The 17,453-nt window shown below is 65.1% G+C and carries 17 protein-coding genes; 10 read left to right on the forward strand and 7 right to left on the reverse strand.

The annotated features are described in order from the left end of the window. Positions 1-64: 64 nt before the first annotated feature. The 6 genes from ACWV14_RS25105 to ACWV14_RS25130 all read right to left on the reverse strand — a co-directional run bounded on the left by ACWV14_RS25105 (position 65) and on the right by ACWV14_RS25130 (position 5,610). The gene (locus ACWV14_RS25105; RefSeq protein ID WP_016452519.1) at positions 65-292 is read right to left on the reverse strand and encodes an EexN family lipoprotein; all 228 of its coding nucleotides are present in this window, start codon (positions 290-292) and stop codon (positions 65-67) included. A gap of 25 nt (positions 293-317) precedes the next feature. Continuing rightward, positions 318-1,232, reverse strand: a complete 915-nt coding sequence (locus tag ACWV14_RS25110; RefSeq protein WP_016452520.1) for a LysR family transcriptional regulator — start codon at positions 1,230-1,232, stop codon at positions 318-320. 17 nt (positions 1,233-1,249) lie between these two features. Next, positions 1,250-2,194: an electron transfer flavoprotein subunit alpha/FixB family protein gene (locus ACWV14_RS25115; RefSeq protein WP_026382503.1), complete on the reverse strand. Its 945-nt coding sequence runs from the start codon at positions 2,192-2,194 to the stop codon at positions 1,250-1,252. Position 2,195: 1 nt separating this feature from the next. Then, positions 2,196-2,945: an electron transfer flavoprotein subunit beta/FixA family protein gene (locus ACWV14_RS25120; RefSeq protein WP_026382504.1), complete on the reverse strand. Its 750-nt coding sequence runs from the start codon at positions 2,943-2,945 to the stop codon at positions 2,196-2,198. A 24-nt stretch (positions 2,946-2,969) separates the two neighbouring features. Then, on the reverse strand, positions 2,970-4,751 hold the full coding sequence (locus ACWV14_RS25125) for an acyl-CoA dehydrogenase (RefSeq protein ID WP_016452523.1): 1,782 nt from the start codon (positions 4,749-4,751) through the stop codon (positions 2,970-2,972). Positions 4,752-4,908: 157 nt separating this feature from the next. Further along, entirely contained in the window at positions 4,909-5,610 is a 702-nt protein-coding gene (locus ACWV14_RS25130; protein WP_016452524.1) for a nitroreductase, read from the reverse strand. A 294-nt stretch (positions 5,611-5,904) separates the two neighbouring features. Here ACWV14_RS25130 and ACWV14_RS25135 point away from each other — a divergent pair, with 294 nt between their 5' ends. Continuing rightward, positions 5,905-6,933 (forward strand): AraC family transcriptional regulator, encoded by a 1,029-nt coding sequence (locus ACWV14_RS25135; RefSeq protein ID WP_016452525.1) that lies wholly within the window; start codon positions 5,905-5,907, stop codon positions 6,931-6,933. 22 nt (positions 6,934-6,955) lie between these two features. On the opposite strand, the gene ACWV14_RS25140 is transcribed toward ACWV14_RS25135, so the two are convergent. After that, complete coding sequence (locus tag ACWV14_RS25140) at positions 6,956-7,726, reverse strand: SDR family NAD(P)-dependent oxidoreductase (protein ID WP_016452526.1); 771 nt, start codon at positions 7,724-7,726, stop codon at positions 6,956-6,958. 286 nt (positions 7,727-8,012) lie between these two features. Here ACWV14_RS25140 and ACWV14_RS25145 point away from each other — a divergent pair, with 286 nt between their 5' ends. The 9 genes from ACWV14_RS25145 (at position 8,013) to ACWV14_RS25185 (ending at position 17,398) form a co-directional block, all read left to right on the forward strand. After that, entirely contained in the window at positions 8,013-9,044 is a 1,032-nt protein-coding gene (locus tag ACWV14_RS25145) for a helix-turn-helix domain-containing protein (protein ID WP_017405984.1), read from the forward strand. A gap of 147 nt (positions 9,045-9,191) precedes the next feature. Beyond that, entirely contained in the window at positions 9,192-10,337 is a 1,146-nt protein-coding gene (locus ACWV14_RS25150) for an acyl-CoA dehydrogenase family protein (protein ID WP_016452528.1), read from the forward strand. Positions 10,338-10,348: 11 nt separating this feature from the next. Then, positions 10,349-11,401, forward strand: coding sequence for a CaiB/BaiF CoA transferase family protein (locus ACWV14_RS25155; RefSeq protein WP_016452529.1), 1,053 nt, complete (start codon positions 10,349-10,351; stop codon positions 11,399-11,401). Between the two features lie 11 nt (positions 11,402-11,412). Next, positions 11,413-13,080: a long-chain fatty acid--CoA ligase gene (locus tag ACWV14_RS25160; RefSeq protein WP_016452530.1), complete on the forward strand. Its 1,668-nt coding sequence runs from the start codon at positions 11,413-11,415 to the stop codon at positions 13,078-13,080. Between the two features lie 43 nt (positions 13,081-13,123). Continuing rightward, on the forward strand, positions 13,124-14,305 hold the full coding sequence (locus ACWV14_RS25165) for a thiolase family protein (protein WP_016452531.1): 1,182 nt from the start codon (positions 13,124-13,126) through the stop codon (positions 14,303-14,305). Positions 14,306-14,316: 11 nt separating this feature from the next. Then, positions 14,317-15,102, forward strand: a complete 786-nt coding sequence (locus ACWV14_RS25170) for an enoyl-CoA hydratase/isomerase family protein (protein ID WP_223275149.1) — start codon at positions 14,317-14,319, stop codon at positions 15,100-15,102. 29 nt (positions 15,103-15,131) lie between these two features. Next, positions 15,132-15,914 carry an SDR family NAD(P)-dependent oxidoreductase gene (locus tag ACWV14_RS25175; protein ID WP_016452533.1) on the forward strand — a complete coding sequence of 261 codons (783 nt, stop codon included), beginning with the start codon at positions 15,132-15,134 and terminating at the stop codon, positions 15,912-15,914. A gap of 147 nt (positions 15,915-16,061) precedes the next feature. Then, the gene (locus ACWV14_RS25180) at positions 16,062-16,793 is read left to right on the forward strand and encodes a glutathione binding-like protein (RefSeq protein ID WP_016452534.1); all 732 of its coding nucleotides are present in this window, start codon (positions 16,062-16,064) and stop codon (positions 16,791-16,793) included. Then, complete coding sequence (locus ACWV14_RS25185) at positions 16,790-17,398, forward strand: 2-hydroxychromene-2-carboxylate isomerase (RefSeq protein WP_016452535.1); 609 nt, start codon at positions 16,790-16,792, stop codon at positions 17,396-17,398. Before ACWV14_RS25180 ends, ACWV14_RS25185 begins: the two co-directional genes overlap by 4 nt. Positions 17,399-17,453 lie beyond the last annotated feature (55 nt).

The following is a 17,453-nucleotide window of genomic DNA, read 5'->3' on the forward strand; positions in this document are numbered from 1 at the left end:
GCGCGCTGCGGCGTGATGAGGTAACAGCAAGAACTCTGTCGCGGCCAGGCGACGGCGCGGGGCGCTATTTGGATTGCTGTTCCGGCCGATCGCCGAAGAAACGCCGGTTGGCGGCTTCGGCCGCACGGCGGCAGAGTTCTTCTCCTGCCTTCGCGCGGTCTTCCTTGCACAGGCGCTGGACTTCTTTGAGGCGCTCGGGATGGGCAACGAGGAAGTCCACGGTTTCCGTCGGTTGGGATGGTCCACAGCCCGTCAGTGCGGCAACCATCAGCAGCGGCAGGAATCGGGTCATGGCTTGGGTCCTTTCAGCAGGTGGATCAGGAGTCCTCGGCGGCGCTGGAGCCATCCGCCGAATCAATGGAGGCCACTCGTTCGATGAACCGGGCCAGCATTTCGGAGGGCTCCACGTCACGGTGCAGCAGATACGTGGCCAGCATCTGCGGCTTGCCCGCCAAGCGCCGGGCCACAACACCTGGCCCACGGCCGGATGCAATGTGCGCGGCGCCCGCCAAACCGAGCGCCAATCCGGCTGAGACCAAGGTCATCATCACCTCATAGGACGCCACGCGCTGGGCGATCAGTGGCTGTTGCTCGTAGCGCTGCAAAACGCGATCAACTTGGCGTGCATGGCCTTCGCATATCGCCGGATCGCATAGCGCCAGCGGATAGCGCAACACTTCTTCCAACGGCACGTGCTTGTGGGCCAGAACAGGATGGCGAGCTGGGACCGCCACCATCAGTTCGTCTTCCCATGCAGGCCTGACCACAATGCCGTCGCCCACCTCTTCGGCCATCGAAAAGCCGACGTCATACAGGTCATCGTGCAGACCCTTGATCTGTTGATCCAACGGCACCTCAAATAGCCGAACATCAATCTCTGGATCTTCCGCTCGGCACTGTGCCAGCAGCGTCGGCATTCGCGAGGGCGTGATGCCATCGGACAAAGCGATGCGCAACTGTCGCTGAAACCCACTGGCGGCGGACTTGACGCCGTCACACGCCTGTTTCAGAGCTTCGAAGATTCGCGGCACCCGCTCCAGGAATGCCATTCCGGCAAAGGTCAGGCGGGTGCTTCGCGTGGTTCGCGTGAACAGTTGCGCCCCGAGCTCTTCCTCTATCTCCTTGATGGTGCGCGACAAAGGGGACTGATCGATGTGCAGCTTTTCCGCTGCGCGGCCGAAGTGAAGTTCTTCGGCCACCGCTATAAAGCAACGTAAATGCCGAAGCTCCATGGTGTATCTCATCCAATTTAAAAGGCCTTGACGAATTCCGGCACAACTGCGAAAAGGTCCGCCTCCAGCCCGTAGTCGGCCACGCTGAAGATCGGGGCCTCGGGGTCCTTGTTGATCGCCACGATCACCTTGGAGTCCTTCATGCCGGCCAGGTGCTGGATGGCGCCCGAGATGCCGGCGGCAATGTACAACTGCGGCGCGACGATCTTGCCCGTCTGGCCCACTTGCAGGTCGTTGGGGGCGTAGCCCGCATCCACGGCAGCACGGCTGGCGCCGATGGCAGCGCCCAGCTTGTCGGCCAGGGGGGTGATGACTTCGTCGAACTTTTCCTTGCTGCCCAGCGCACGGCCACCAGACACGATGATCTTGGCGGCGGTGAGTTCGGGGCGGTCGCTCTTGGCGATCTCGCTGCCCACGTAGCTGCTCTTGCCAGCGTCGGCGGCCGCAGCAGCGGTTTCGACAGCGGCGCTGCCACCCGTGGCGGCGGCGGCGTCAAAGCCGGTGGTGCGCACGGTGATGACCTTCACGGCATCAGCAGACTGCACGGTGGCGATGGCGTTGCCGGCGTAGATGGGGCGCTCGAAGGTATCGGCGGAGATGACCTTGGTGATGTCGCTGATCTGGGCGACGTCGAGCTTGGCAGCCACGCGCGGGGCCACGTTCTTGCCGCTGGCGGTGGCGGGGAACAGGATGTGGCTGTAGTTGCCGGCACCACTGCCATGGAGTGCCAGCACCTGGGCGGCCACGTTCTCGGCGAGGCCGTGGGCCAGGCTGGCGCCGTCGGCGTGGATGACCTTGGCAACGCCGGCGATCTGGCTGGCTTGCTGTGCGGCAGCGCCGGCGTTGTGGCCGGCCACCAGCACGTGCACGTCGCCGCCGCAGGCTGCGGCGGCCGTCACGGTGTTGAGCGTCGCGCCCTTGATGGTCGCGTTGTCGTGTTCAGCGATTACGAGTACGGTCATGTCAGATCACCTTCGCTTCGTTCTTGAGTTTCTCGACCAGGGCGGCCACGTCGGCCACCTTCACGCCGGCGCCGCGCTTGGCGGGTTCGCTGACCTTCAAGTTCTTCAGGCGCGGGGCCACGTCCACGCCGAGGTCTTCGGGCTTGACGGTGTCCAGCGGCTTTTTCTTGGCCTTCATGATGTTGGGCAGCGTGACGTAGCGCGGCTCGTTCAGGCGCAGGTCGGCGGTGATGACGGCGGGCAGCGTAAGGCTGAGGGTTTCCAGGCCGCCGTCCACTTCGCGGGTCACGGCTGCCTTGTCGCCGGCGATCTCGACCTTGGAGGCGAAGGTGGCTTGCGGCAGGTCGGCCAGCGCCGCCAGCATCTGGCCGGTCTGGTTGCAGTCGTCGTCGATGGCCTGCTTGCCCAGGATCACGAGGCCGGGCTGTTCATTGTCGATCAGGGCCTTGAGCAGCTTAGCCACGGCCAGCGGCTGCAGTTCTTCATTGGTCTCGACCAGGATGCCGCGGTCGGCACCGATGGCCATGGCGGTGCGCAGCGTCTCCTGGCATTGGGACACGCCGCACGAGACGGCGACGATCTCCGTTGCCGCGCCTTTCTCCTTGAGCCGCACAGCCTCTTCGACGGCAATCTCGTCGAAGGGGTTCATGCTCATTTTGACATTGGCGATGTCCACGCCGCTGCCATCGCTCTGGACGCGGACCTTGACGTTGTAGTCAACCACCCGCTTGACGGGAACCAGGATTTTCATGGGAGGGTTTCCTTTCAGGATCATTCAGAGTTGATCATCCGCCAGGGCCAGCGTGCTGGCGGCGCCGCCCGTGACGATGTCGCGCAACATCGGCGCCTGCACTAGGACATGCGCTGCGTAGTGGCTGGCCGTGGCACGCTTGGCGCCGAGAAAGCCCGCATCGCCAGATCTCGCCGCGAGTTGCGCAGTGGCGGCTTCGGCCATGCGCGCCGACAGCCAGCCGCCGATCACCGTGCCCGCCAGCCGCAAGAAGGGCACGGCGCCCGCCGCGCACTGCGCGGGTTGGTCGTCGTGGGCCAGCAGCCAGTCGGCCGCGTCCCCCAGCGCACGCGCCGAAGCCGCTAACACGCCGCCGATCTGCGCCAGCGCGGCATCGGGCATCTCGGCCAACCGGCGCGCATCGCCGTCGATGCGGCCCAGCAGTGCCTTCAGCGTGCGCCCGCCCTCGCGCGCCAGCTTGCGGCCAATCAGGTCGTTGGCCTGGATGCCCGTCGTGCCTTCGTAGATGGTCGTGATGCGCGCGTCGCGCAAGTGCTGTGAGGCGCCGGTTTCCTCGACGTAACCCATGCCGCCATGCACCTGCACACCATCGGACGTGATGCCCTGTGCGCTGTCGGTGCACCAGCCCTTGACCACCGGGATCAGCAGGCCGACCAGGGCCAGCGCCTGCTCGCGCTCTTGCGCGTCGGCGTGGCCTGCGGCGCGGTCCATCTGGCCGGCGCAGAAATAGGCCAATGCGCGCATGGCCTCGGTGCGGGCCTTCATGTCCATCAGCATGCGCCGCACGTCCGGGTGGCCGGCGATGGTGGTGCTGCCGCTGAGCAGTGGCTTGCCCTGCACCCGCTCCAGCGCGTAGGCGCGTGCGCGCTGGTAGGCGCGCTCGGCGATGCCCACGCCTTCAAGGCCGACGTTCAGCCGCGCATGGTTCATCATCGTGAACATGCAGGCCAGCCCCTGGTTCGGCTCGCCGACCAGGTAGCCGATCGCGCCCCCGCAGTCGCCAAAGCTCATCGACGCCGTGGGGCTGCCGTGGATGCCCATCTTGTGCTCGATGGAGGTGCAGGCCAGGTCGTTGCGTTCGCCCAGGGAGCCGTCGTCGTTGACCAGGTACTTCGGGCACAGGAACAGCGAGATGCCTTTCACGCCGGGCGGTGCATCGGGCAGGCGCGCCAGCACGAGGTGGACGATGTTCTCGGCCATGTCGTGCTCGCCCCAGGTGATGAAGATCTTGTTTCCGCTGACGCGGTAATGGTCGCCTTCGGGCACGGCGCGACTGCGCAGCGCGGCCAAGTCGGAGCCTGCTTGGGGCTCGGTGAGGTTCATGGTGCCGGTCCAGCGGCCCGCGACCATGGGCTCCAGGAAGCGGCGCTTGAGTGCGTCGCTGCCATGGTGCGCAATGGCTTCCACCGCGCCCAGCGTGAGCATCTGGCACAGGCTGAACGCGAGGTTGGACGACTTCCACATCTCCAGCACGGCTGTGGACACCAGCGTGGGCAGGCCCTGGCCGCCCCATTCGGTGGCAGCGGGCATGCCGTTCCAGCCGTTCTCGCAGAAGCTGGCCCAGGCTTCGCGAAAGCCATCGGCTGGCGTGACCTGGCCGTCGTGCCAGCGCGCGCCCTGCACGTCGCCGGTGCGGTTCAGCGGATCAAGCACGCCGGTGGCGTAGTGGGCAGCCTCCTGCAGGATGGCCTCGACCAGGTCGGGCGTGGTTTCTTCATGGCCCGGCTGGGCACAGATCGCATCCAGGCCTCCGACTTCCTTCATCGTGAACAGCATGTCGCGCAAGGGCGCGGCGTAGGTAGACATTGCTTACTCCTCTTTGTGGGTTCAACCCGTCTGCCCCATAGGGCATACATCCATGCATGACCCTACCCACCAGGACAAGGCCCGGTCGATCAACCGCTTCAGGGCGGCTGAATTTCTCAGGCGGCTTACGACGCGATTAGTTGGTATGACAAGATTTCTAGAAGCCGCTGAAGCGTGTGAAGTTCTCGACCGGCTCACGCTCGGTGCGCACGCGGTTCACCACGGCCGCCGGGTCGGCATAGCCCAGTGCCATGCCGCACAGGACCATCTGCCCGTCCGGGATTTGCAGGGCTTCAGCCAGAAGGCGCGGGTAAAGGGTCCACGCCATCTGCGAACAGGTATCCAGGCCTCGTGCGCGGGCCGCCAGCATGATGTTCTGTAAGAACATCCCGTAGTCCACCCAACTGCTCTGCACCATGCGCCGGTCCAAGGTGAAGATCAAACCGACCGGCGCATCGAAGAAGGCAAAGTTGCGTGCATGTTGAGCGCGCATGGCATCCGTATCTCCCTTGGAGATTCCGACTGCGGCATAAAGAGCGAAACCGCACCGACGCCGCCTGGTCAGGTAGGGCTCGAAGAACTCGGCCGGGTAGATGTCGTATTCGGACTGGTGCTCTCCCTCTTCATGGTGAAAGGCGTGCAATACACGGTCGCATAGGCGCTTCCTCGCCTCGCCCGCCACGGCAATGACATGCCACGGCTGGGTGTTGGTGCCACTGGGCGCGCTGGCTGCCACCGACAGAATCTGGGCCACCGCTTCTTGCGACACCGGGGTCGGCAGAAAGGCGCGCACGGAACGACGTTCGCGCATCACCGCATCAATCAGCATGTTGCGCAAAGGCACGGCGCAGACAGACATTCACTCTCTCCTGGTTGCTGGGCTATTCGGGTGAGCACACCGACATGCCGTTGCCGAAGAAGCATTCATGCGAATGCATCGATGCCGAACGTCCACGGGTCGTCCCTGGGTGTGCTACCAAGCGGTATTCTGGGCACTCGGCACATACGCGTCTTGCCCGCCAGTGCATGGCGAGTTGACTTTGTATGCACAAGGCAAAATCCGGTTGACCGCAGCCGGACGCTACATCGTTAGCGGGCCGTTTTCTTGGTGTAATTTCGGATTCAGCGCCAGCTATCGTTGCTCCCTTTGACCATGTTGAAACCCGTCGTCACTGTTCCTGTTTTTGCCGTGCATGGCCTGCTCGACGGCGCGCGCAGCAAAGGACTGGCCACCGAGTCCTGGCTGGATGGCGTTCTGGCGCAGGCCCGCATCGCCGAGTCGCTGCTGCATCTGGAGCAGTCGCGTGTGACCATAGAGCAATACATCGCACTCTTCAGTGCCGTGAAGAACAGCTTGGACGACGAATGCCTAGGCCATCTACACGGTCGGCCGTTGCGCTGCGGCAGCTTTGCGCTGATGGCTCGCTCTACGCTCGGGGCCAAGACGCTGGCAGCCGCCTTGCAGCGCGTGAGTGCATCCTTCGCCCTGCTGCAGGACGACGTGGCGCTTGTGCCCGTCTCTGATGGCTTGCTCAAGGGTGCTGCTCTGGACGTGCGCCACGCCCTGGGCAAACATTCAGACTTCCTGCACGGGCTGCTGTTGCGCGTTTTCTGGCGTCTGCTGGTATGGCTGCACGGCGGCCGACTGGTGCCCAGAGGGCTCGATTTTGCCTTCGAGCCACCGCCGCGTGCCGCAGACTATGCCCAAATCTTCTCGGGCACGTTGCGGTTCGGGCAGGCGCGGTCGGCGGTCTGGTTCGAGGCATCCGCATTCACGCAGCCGATGCGCCGTGACACCGCCGCGCTCCAGACCTTTTTGCGTGCCACACCGGGCAACCTGATCGGCCCGCGTCTAATCGAGCGGACAGCCAGCGCGCGGGTGCGCGCGCTATTGCAGCAAGCGTGCCCGGAGTGGCCCGATCTGACTGTCGCCGCGCAGCGCTTGCACATGTCGGTCAGCGCACTGCAGCGGCATCTGGCCGTGGAGGGCAAGTCCTTTCAGGTGCTGAAGGACGAGTTACGGCGCGACATGGCGATCGTTCGGTTGACCAGCACCGATGCCGCGCTGAGCGCCATCGCCGCCGAGTTGGGGTTCGCCGACGGCACCGCCTTCCAGCGGGCCTTCAAGTCATGGACCGGCAGCACGCCAGGCGTCTATCGTTCGCGCACCCAAAAAACGTAGCGCTGCTTCGACGCGGTCGCACTCAAAGCGACGAGCACAGATGCCCGCCATCCACTGGCACGCAGGCGCCGGTCATCCACGACCCGGCCTCGGTCGCGAACAGCAGGAACAGACCGTTGAGCTCCTCCGGCTTACCCAGGCGGCGCATCGGGATGCGCTTGATAAGCGCCTTGCCATGGTCGGTATCCCACATGGCATCGGTCATCTCGGTGTCGATGTAGCCCGGCTCGATGGCATTGACGCGAATGCCGTGGCGCGCCCATTCGAGCGCCAGGCTCTTGGTCATGTGCACGACTGCAGCCTTGGACGTGGCATACAGCATGGCGCCCGGCATCACGCGTTCGCCCAGGATCGATGCGATGTTGATGACTGAGCCTCCCCGCCCCGCATCCACCCAGCGCTGCGCGGCACGCGCGGCCACCAGCCACACGCCGCGCACGTTGGTCTCCATCAGCGAGTCGAAGTCGGACACAGGCAGCGTGAGCGACAAGGCGTCGTTGGAAGCCCCGGCGTTGTTAACCACCACGTCGAGGATGGTGCCCGAGGCGTCTATCTCGGCGAAGGCGTCGTCGATGGACTGCTCGGAAGCCACATCCATTTCCAGCACCGTGACCTGAGGCGAACCGAGCTTTTCGAGTTCCTGGGCGAGTTTGTCGAGCCGCGCCTTGCGCCGCGCCCCAATCACTACCTTGGCCTTGCAACCAGCAGCCAGCCGAGCGAAGTTCTCGCCCAGGCCCGACGAGGCCCCCGTGACCAGCACCCGCTTGCCTGCCAGCATTGCACCCAGATCCATCATCGTCTCCTTGCATCTTCAGTTCGCCGTCGATGCCGGGAGGTTAGCGCAGGGCCGCTCGGCTGCGGGGTTGCCTCGCTCCCCCATCCGTCGAAAGAGGTGCCTTGTCAGTTGATCGAGACCATCCGTCATTGCCGCGCCAAGCACCGCTGCCTACGATTGCCTGTATGCCTTGGGTACCCTGAGCGCCGCACGAAAGCACGCCACGGTGTCGACGCTCCGGTCCCGATGGGCTGCGGCGTCTGGGGGCAGATTCAGGAGACGACAAGTGCTGCAACAGTCACCCATGGAATGGTCCATCGACCATGCGCCCATCGAGGGCAGGATAGATGCGACGGAAGCGATCCTCAAGGACTCCTTCCAGCGCTGGAGTCTTTCCTCCCCGGCGAAGCCTGCTGCATTCCAGGCGAAGTTGCGGCGACACGAACTCGCCGGAGCCTCCTTGGTATGCACCGTGACCGGTGCTTGCGTCGAGCAGTCTCCTCCTGGACATTCGTCATTCGACGATGAGTTCTGCCTGGGGCTGCAGCTGAACCTGAGCGGCCGAGTACAGTTGCAGCAGTGGGACACGCCAATCTGCGAGGGCGACATGTTCCTCTGGCGTACCGATCAGCGGCAAGACTATGAGGTGCTGGAACGAACCCACAGCGTGTCGTTGATGATTCCCTGGCAGCTCATGCGCGAGCATCTACCGGGCCGCAAGCAGCCGCCCGCAGCCTGCCGCATTGACAGTCACACAGGCGTGGGCTCACTGCTCAGCCAACACCTGATGGGGTTGGCAAAGGAGATCGGCGCCGTGCCGCCCTCCGCCCACGTCGCCCTTTGCCGCACGGTGATCGGGCTTCTGGACATTGCGCTGCCAGAGCCGGAGAGCGCCACTCGATTCACGGCCATGGCCGCGTTGCGCGAACGAGTACTTGCCTACATCGCCCAGCATTTTCAAGAGGATGACCTGAGTCCGGCACGCATCGCCGCGGCGCACGGTATTTCACTGCGTTACCTTCATGCGCTGTTTGCGCAGGGCGATACCACGGTGGTCGGCCACATCCTGGAAAGCCGATTGCAAGCGTGCTGGCGGACACTCGTTGACCCGGTCTGCCGGCATCTGCAGGTCTCGGCGATCGCCTTTCACTGGGGCTTCAACTCCACCAGCCATTTCTGCCGCGCATTCAAACAACGCTTTGGAGTGTCGCCCAGCGATGCACGCGGCATGACTGCTCACGGCTCCGCCATCGGCCCGGTCGAGTCAGCCGGGCTTTCCCTTGCACACGCAAAGTCAACTTGCCATGCACTGGCGGGCAAGACGCGCACGGGCTGAATGCCGACCATATGCCCTGGACAGACTGAGAACGCAGAGATTCGACGCTTCGCCCGCCCCGTTGTGGGTATGCGGGCATGACCCGGGGCCGCATCGCTGGCCAAGTTTTCAAACCTTCATCGTACAAACCTTCTGAGGAGCGCTCCCATGCTGCCGCAATTGCACCGTCAACCCTGGATGGACAGCGACATCGAGACCTTTCGCGACCAGGTGCGCCGCTACATCGCCGCCGAGATGGCTCCGCACCTGCCCGCTTGGCGCGAACAGGGCTACGTCCCGCGCGAGACCTGGCGGCCCTTCGGCGAGATGGGGTTCATGCTGCCCGAAATGCCCGAAGCCTACGGCGGCACCGGGGCCAGCATTGCCTACCAGCTGGTGGTACAGGATGAGTTGACCAGAGCGGAAATGCCCAACAACGTCCAGGTGAACAGCATCGCTGCGCACTACATCATGGACTACGGCACCGAGGAGCAGAAGCAGCGCTGGCTGCCCAAGCTGAGCAGCGGCGAGATGCTGCTCGGCATTGCGATGACCGAACCCGGCTGCGGGACGGACCTCAAGGCCATCGCCACCCGCGCGCGCCGTGATGGCGACCACTACGTGATCGACGGTGCCAAGACCTTCATCACCAACGGCTACACCTGCAATCTGCTGATTGTGGTCGCACGCACCGGCGAGGCGGGCAGCCGAGGCCTTTCGCTGATCGTGGTGGAGACCGAGAACCTGCCAGGGTTCCGCGTGGGCCGCCTGCTCGACAAGATCGGCCTGCATGCGTCGGACACCGCCGAACTCTTCTTCGACGGGGTGCGCGTGCCGGTCGATCAAGTCCTGGGGGGCGTCGAAGGGCTTGGTTTCAAGCAGTTGATGGGCCAGTTGCCCTACGAACGCATGACCATCGCCGTGCCTGCGGCGGCCATCATCGACCGGGCCCTGGAACTCACCGTCGAATACACGAAGGAGCGCAAGATTTTCGGCGCACCGCTGTTCGAGATGCAGACCACGCGCCACAAGCTGGCCGAGATCGCCACCACCGCTCACGTGGTGCGCACCTTCGTCAACGACTGCATCCAGCGGCTGCTGGACGGAAAGCTCGACGCCGAAGCCGCGTACATGGCCAAGTGGTGGTGCAGCGAGCAGCAGTGCCGCGTGGTGGACGAGTGCCTGCAGATGTTCGGCGGCTACGGCTACATGTACGAATACCCGATCGCGCGCATGTACACCACCTCGCGCGTGCAGAAGATCTACGGCGGCGCGAACGAGGTCATGAAAGAACTGATTGCGAGGAAGCTGTGAACGCCTCGCACATGCTGCAAAAGCCACTGCACGGCGTCCGTGTGGTGGAGTTCGAAGGGATCGGGCCGGGCCCGCTGGCCGCCATGATGCTGGCCGACATGGGTGCCGAGGTGATTGCGCTGACACGGGCCGAGCAGGCCGCCGGGGCGCAGCCGCTGGGCGGGGCGGCGGCCAACCCGCTGCACCGGGGCAAGACGGTCGAGATCACCGACCTGAAGTCGCCCGGCGGCAAGGCGCGCGCCCTGGATCTGATCGGCCAGTCCGACGTTCTGATCGAAGGCTTTCGCCCCGGCGTGATGGAACGGCTGGGGTTCGGCCCCGCCGAATGCGCGGCGCGCAACCCCAAGCTGGTCTATGGCCGGATGACGGGCTGGGGCCAGGACGGCCCGCTCTCCCGGGCCGCTGGCCACGACCTGAACTACGTGGCGCTGACGGGCCTGCTGTCGCTGTCGGCCCGCAAGGGGCAGATGCCCATCGTGCCGCCCTCGGTGCTCGGGGACGCGGCCGGGGCGCTGGGCATGGCCTTCGGTGTCGCCTGCGCGCTGGTCGATGCGCGCGGTAACGGTAGGGGCAGTGGCCGCGGCCGGGTCGTGGATGCCGCCATCATCGACATCGTGGCCATGATGGGCACGCTGGTGCATTGGATTCGCGCCAATGGGCAGATCGACGGCACGAAGCCGAGCCCGTTTCACGATTCGCCGTTCTATGACGTGTACGCCTGTGCCGACGGCGGCTTCATCAGCCTCGCGGTGGTGGAGCCCGCGTTCCACGCACTGCTGCTGTCGAAGCTGGGCCTGACGGACGTGAACCCTGCCGACCAGTACGACACGACGACGTGGCCAGCGCTGAAGGAGCGCATTGCGGCCCTCATCCGCAGCCAACCCAGGGCGCACTGGTGCGCGTTGCTCGAAGGCAGCGACGCCTGCTTCGCGCCCGTGCTCAGCCTGGCCGAGGCGGCGCGGCATCCGCACAACGCGGCACGGGGTATCTACCAGACCACCCCCTCCGGCGCCATCGAGGCGGCCCCGGCCCCACGGTTCCAGGCACTCAACGCAACCACATAGGAGACCAGAGAATGACCAACACCACCAAGATCGTGCGCGGCTGCCCGTCTACCTCGGGCAACGACCGCCAGCTCAACACCACGACGCTCATCCGGCACGCCGCGCGCACCCACGGAGACCAGGAGATCGTCTACCGCACGCCCGATGGCGGCTGGGACCGCTACACCTATGCCGACTGCTACGCGCGCGTCTGCCGCAGCGCCAATGCGCTGCGCGCGCTCGGTGTCGAACCTGGCGACCGGGTCGGCATCCTGGACTGGAACAGCCGACGCCATTTCGAGCTGTACTGGTCCATCCCTGGCCTGGGCGCGGTCATGCTGCAGATGAACCTGCGCCTGGGCGCCGAAGACCTGGGCTACGTGGTCGGCCACAGCCAAGTGTCCTACGTATGCGTGGACGAATCATTGCTGCCCATCGCCGAATCCGTCGCGGCGAATTCGCCCCAGATCAAGGGCTGGATCGTCATGACCGACAAGCCGCTGGACCAGATTAAGACCACGCTGAAACCGCTGCTGCACTACGAAGACCTGCTGGCCGCCGCCGACCCCAAGATCGACTGGCCCGAGATCGACGAAACCTCGGCCTACAGCGCCTGCTACACCACCGGCACCACGGGCAAGCCCAAGGGCGTGTACTACTCGCACCGCTGCATCTACCTGCACTCCACGGGCATGGCCACCAATCTGGGCATGACGCTGAGCGACTGCGTGATGCTCATCACGCCCATGTTCCACGGGCAATGCTGGGGCCTGCCGCAGGCCGCCACGCTGCTGGGCGACAAGATCGTGCTGCCGGGCCGCTATGTCGCCGAGGACACCAAGCCCCTGGTTGACGCCATGATCGCCGAGGGCGTGACGGTCGCCAACGGCGCACCGGCCATCTTTCAGCCCATGCTGCAGTACATCGAAACGATGCCGGTCAAGCCGGACTTCAGCAGCATGCGCATGCTGTCCGGCGCCTCCGAGCCGCCGCTGTCGATGATGATCGGTTTCTACAAACTCACCGGTGCCGAGGTGGTCCACGGCTACGGTGCCACCGAAGCCACGACGCTGGTGACCATGAACCGCCTCAAGTCCACGCTCAAGAAGCGCCTGACCGAGGAAGAGCGCTGGAACCTCAAGCGCAAGCAGGGTCTGGTGCTGACCGGGGTGGACATCCGCATCCTCGATGCCGATGACAAGGACTTGCCGCATGACGGAAAGTCGGCGGGCGAGATTTGCGTGCGCGGCCCCTGGATCACGGCCAGCTACCACGACATGCCCGATTCCGCAGACCGCTTCCTGGAGGGTGGCTGGTGGCGCTCGGGCGATGTCGGCACGGTGGACGAGAACGGCTACCTCAAGGTCACCGACCGCATCAAGGACGTGATCAAGAGCGGCGGCGAATGGATTTCTTCCATCGACATGGAAAACCTGCTCATGGGCCACCCCGCCGTGCGCGACGCCGCCGTGGTCGGCGTTCCGCATCCGAAGTGGCAGGAGCGGCCGCTGGCCCTGGTGGTGCTCAAGCCCGGCCAGCAGGCGACCCAGGAACAACTGAAGGAGCACCTGGGCAGCGCCTTCGCCAAGTGGCAGTGGCCGGATCAGGTTCTGTTCGTCGAGGCCATCCCCAAGACCAGCGTCGGCAAGCTCGACAAGAAGCGCATACGCGTCGAGCAGGCAGACCGCTATTCCGCCTGACACCCGCTTTGCATGACCCCCAGTTTCTTACCAGGAGAACCACATGAATGACCATGAACCCGTGATCGTCGGCGCGCTGCGCACCCCCGTGGGCAAGCGCGGCGGGCGCCTGCAAAAATGGCACCCCGTCGATCTGATGGCCGAGACGCTGCGCCAGCTGGTCGAACAGTCCGGCGTCAACCCCTCCGATCTGGACGACGTGATCGTCGGCTGTGTGCTGCAGTGGGACCAGCAGCATGGCAACCTGGCCCGCCATGCCGTGCTGGCGGCGGGGCTGCCCGAATCCGTCCCGGCTGTGACGGTGGACCGGCAATGCGGCTCCGGCCAGCAGGCGGTGAGTTTTGCCGTGCATGGCATCCAGGCGGGGGCCTACCAGCTGGCCATCGGCGGGGGGGTGGAGTCGATGTCGCAGGCGCCGCTGCCGCCGTCGTTCAAGCCCGGCGCGCCGCTGGGCGCGCAATACAGCCCGCGCGAACTGGCGCGCTACCAGGACAACCCGCTGATACCGCAAGGCGTTTCGTCGGAGTTGCTGAACTCGCGCTTCGGCCTGACCCGTGAAGTCCTGGATGCATCCGCCGTGCGCAGCCACAAGCGCGCCGCCGAGGCGATTCAGGCCGGTCGCATCAAGGATCAACTGGTGCATCTGACCGAGGACCCGGCCGACCCGAACAGCCCCGTCGTCGCCGCCGACGAGGGCGTGCGCGCCAACCCCGACCCCGAGAAGCTGGCCACGCTGAAAGCCGTGTTTGCCGCCAACGGCACCACCACCGCCGGCAACTCGTCGCAGATCAGCGACGGCGCCGCCGCACTGCTGATCGCCAGCCGTGCCTATGCCAAAAAGCATGGCCTCAAGCCGCGTGCGCGCTTCGTCAGCACCGCCGTGGCCGCCGCCGACCCGGTGATCCAGTTCACCGCCGTGCTCGACTCCACCCGCAAGGCATTGAAGGAATCGGGCCTGACCATCAACGACATCGACCTGTTCGAAGTCAACGAGGCTTTCGGCGGCGTGCCGCTGATGTTCCAGCAGGAATTCGGCATCCCGGACGACCGCCTGAATGTCAACGGCGGCTCGATGGCCATTGGCCATCCGCTGGGTTCCACCGGCGCGCGCATGCTCACCGACCTGCTGTACGAACTGGAGCGCCGGGGCGGCCGCTATGGCCTGCAAACCATCTGCGAGGCTTCGGGCACGGCCAACACCACCATCATCGAGCGGCTTGCATGAGCGGGGCCACCATGAGCGAAGCCAGTGAAGTGCTCGTCAGCCGTGACGGCGCCGTCGTCACCCTGACCATCAACCGCCCGCGTGCGAAGAACAGCCTGAACCGCGCGGTGTTCGATGGCCTGTCCGCACAGCTTGCGCAACTGCGCGACGACGATGTCGTGCGGGTCGTCGTCATCACCGGCGCCGAGGGCGTGTTTTGCGCGGGCGCCGACATCACGGCCTTTGAAGTGCTGCGCGCCGCGCCGCTGCTGGGCGACCGCTCGGCGACCGGCTGGGACTTCTTTGCGGCGCTGGGGCGCTTCCCCAAGCCCGTCATCGCGGCGGTGGAAAAGGTCGCGCTGGGCGGCGGCACGGAACTGGCGCTGGCCTGCGACATCGTGATCGCGGGCGAGTCCGCCAAGTTCGGCGTGCCGGAAGTCAAGCTGGGCGCCATCCCCGGTGCGGGCGGCACCCAGCGCTTGATTCATGCCATCGGCAAGTCCAAAGCCATGGCGCTGTTGCTGACCGGCGATTTCATGGATGCCCGCAAGGCTTGCGACGTCGGCATCGTCGCCGAAGTGACGGCGGACGGCCAGGCCCTGCCGACGGCGTTGGCGATGGCCAGCCGGATTGCGGCCAATTCGCCGCTGGCCGTGGCGCTGGCCAAGGATGCGGCCCTGGCCAGCTTTGAAACCCCGCTCGCGCAGGGCCTGGAGCATGAGAAGCGCAATTTCGTTGTCGCTTTGCGTTCGGCCGACAACCTGGAAGGGCAAGCGGCATTCCTGGGCAAGCGCACCCCCAAATTCACCGGCCAATAACGCCTGTCTGTCATCTTCAAGGAAAAACCATGCAACTCAATTCCGGCATTTCTGCCGTCATCACCGGGGGGGCTTCCGGCCTGGGGGCCGCCACGGCCCGGCGTTTGGCCAGCCATGGCGTCAAGGTCGCCATCTTCGACATGAACGAAGCCGTCGGCCAGGCGTTGGCCAGCGAGCTTGGCGGCGTTTACTGCAACGTGGACGTAACGTCCGAGGAGCAGGTGGACGCAGCCTTCGCCAAGGCCCGCGCCGCGATCGGGCAGGAACGCGTTTTGGTCAACTGCGCCGGCACGGCCGACGCCGTCAAGACTGTCAGCCGCGATCGGAAAACGGGTGAGATCCGCCCGAGTGCGGTGGATCGCTTCAACCGCATCGTGCAGATCAACCTGGTGGGCACGTTCCGCTGCATTGCCAAATCGACGGCGGGCATGCTGGCGCTGGAACCGCTGGCCGACGGCGACCGCGGCGTCGTGGTCAACACCGCTTCGGCCGCTGCGGTGGACGGCCAGGTCGGCCAGGCCAGCTATGCCGCCAGCAAGGCCGCCGTCATGGGCATGACCTTGCCGATCGCACGCGACCTGATGGACGAAGGCGTTCGCGTCAACACCATCCTGCCGGGGATCTTCGGCACCCCCTTGCTGCTGGCCCTGCCGGACAACGTCAAGCAAGCGCTGGCGGCCAGCGTGCCCTTTCCCAAGCGTTTGGGCGACCCCGATGAATTCGCGCAGGCCGTCGAGTTTCTGGTCACTTGCGGCTACATGAACGCCGAGTCCATCCGCGTGGATGGGGCCCTCCGCATGGCGCCGCGCTGACGCCTTGAACCCTCGAAGAGCTGCGCATGATGTCGTCAACCCGAGAAAGCCGCGCGACGGGAGCCTGGAATGTCAGGGGGCCGGCCACGGGTGACTGCAAGTCATGGCGTGATGTCGATCCGCAGCTCGCCAGGAGCGTCATTCGCCATGATTGACCTGCATTACGCACCGACACCCAACGGCTGGAAGATCTCCATCCTGCTTGAGGAACTCGGACTTCCCTATACGGTGACTCCGGTCAACATCCGCGCTGGCGAGCAATTCAAGCCGGAATTTCTGGCGATCAGCCCGAACAACCGCATTCCGGCCATAGTGGACCATGCGCCGCTCGACGGCGGCGGCCCGCTTTCGGTGTTCGAGACCGGCGCCATCCTGGTCTATCTGGCCCAGAAAACCAACCGCTTCCTGCCCACGGATCTGCGCGGCTTCACCCAAACCATGCAATGGGTGATGTGGCAGGTGAGCGGACTGGGGCCCATGCTCGGCCAGCATGGTCACTTTGCGCTGTATGCGCAGGAAAAGATCGCCTACGCGATCGAGCGTTACCGCGACGAAGCGGCGCGGCTGTATCGCGTGCTCGATACCCAGCTCGGCAAGACCGGCGCCTATGTCGCCGGCGCCGAGTACGGCATCGCCGACATCGCCTGCTTTCCCTGGGCCATGACCCACAAGGCGCAAGGCTTCACGCTCGACGATTTTCCCCACATCAAGCGCTGGTACGCCAGCGTGCGCGCCCGGCCGCAAGTGCAGGCGGGACTGGCGGTCGGCAAATTCGAGAAGGAGCCGCTGGACGACGAAGCAAGAAAGAACATGTTCGGCCAGAAGGCCAAGGAGATGGCACACCGCATGTCGCCCAACAACCAGCGAGAAACACCATGATCGAATTCTTCTTCGACTGCTCCAGCCCCTGGACCTATCTCGCCTTCCACAACATCCAGCCGCTCGCCGACGAACTGGGCGTCGAGGTCACATGGCGGCCCATCCTGGTCGGCGGCATCTTCAACACGATCAATCCGACCGTCTACGCCTCGCGCGAGACGCCGGTGCCGCAGAAGGCCCGCTACCTGAAAAAGGATCTGGCAGATTGGGCCCGCTCGACGGGGCTTGCGATCAAGATGCCGCCGACGGTGTTTCCCGTCAACAGCGTGAAGGCGATGCGCGGCTGCGTCTGGCTCGGCAACGACATGGTGCCGTTTGCCCGCGCCATATTTGAAGCCTATTGGGGCGAGGACCAGGACATCTCGCAGGATTCGGTGCTGACCCATGTGTGCCAGCGCATTGGCATCGATCCCGCCCCATTCTTTGCAGGCATCGGCGAGCAGGCGATCAAGGATCAGCTCAAGGCCAACACCGATGAGGTGGTCGCGCGCGGCGGCTTTGGCTCGCCGACCATCTTTGTGGACAAGACCGACATGTATTTCGGCAACGACCGCATGCCGCTGATCCGCGAAGCCGTGCTGCGCCTGCAAGGGAAGACGGCCTGATACCGCAAGCAGGGTTCACCCATCCATTCATCTCACCACCACCACAGGAGACATC

Source organism: Variovorax durovernensis, from assembly GCF_977011995.1.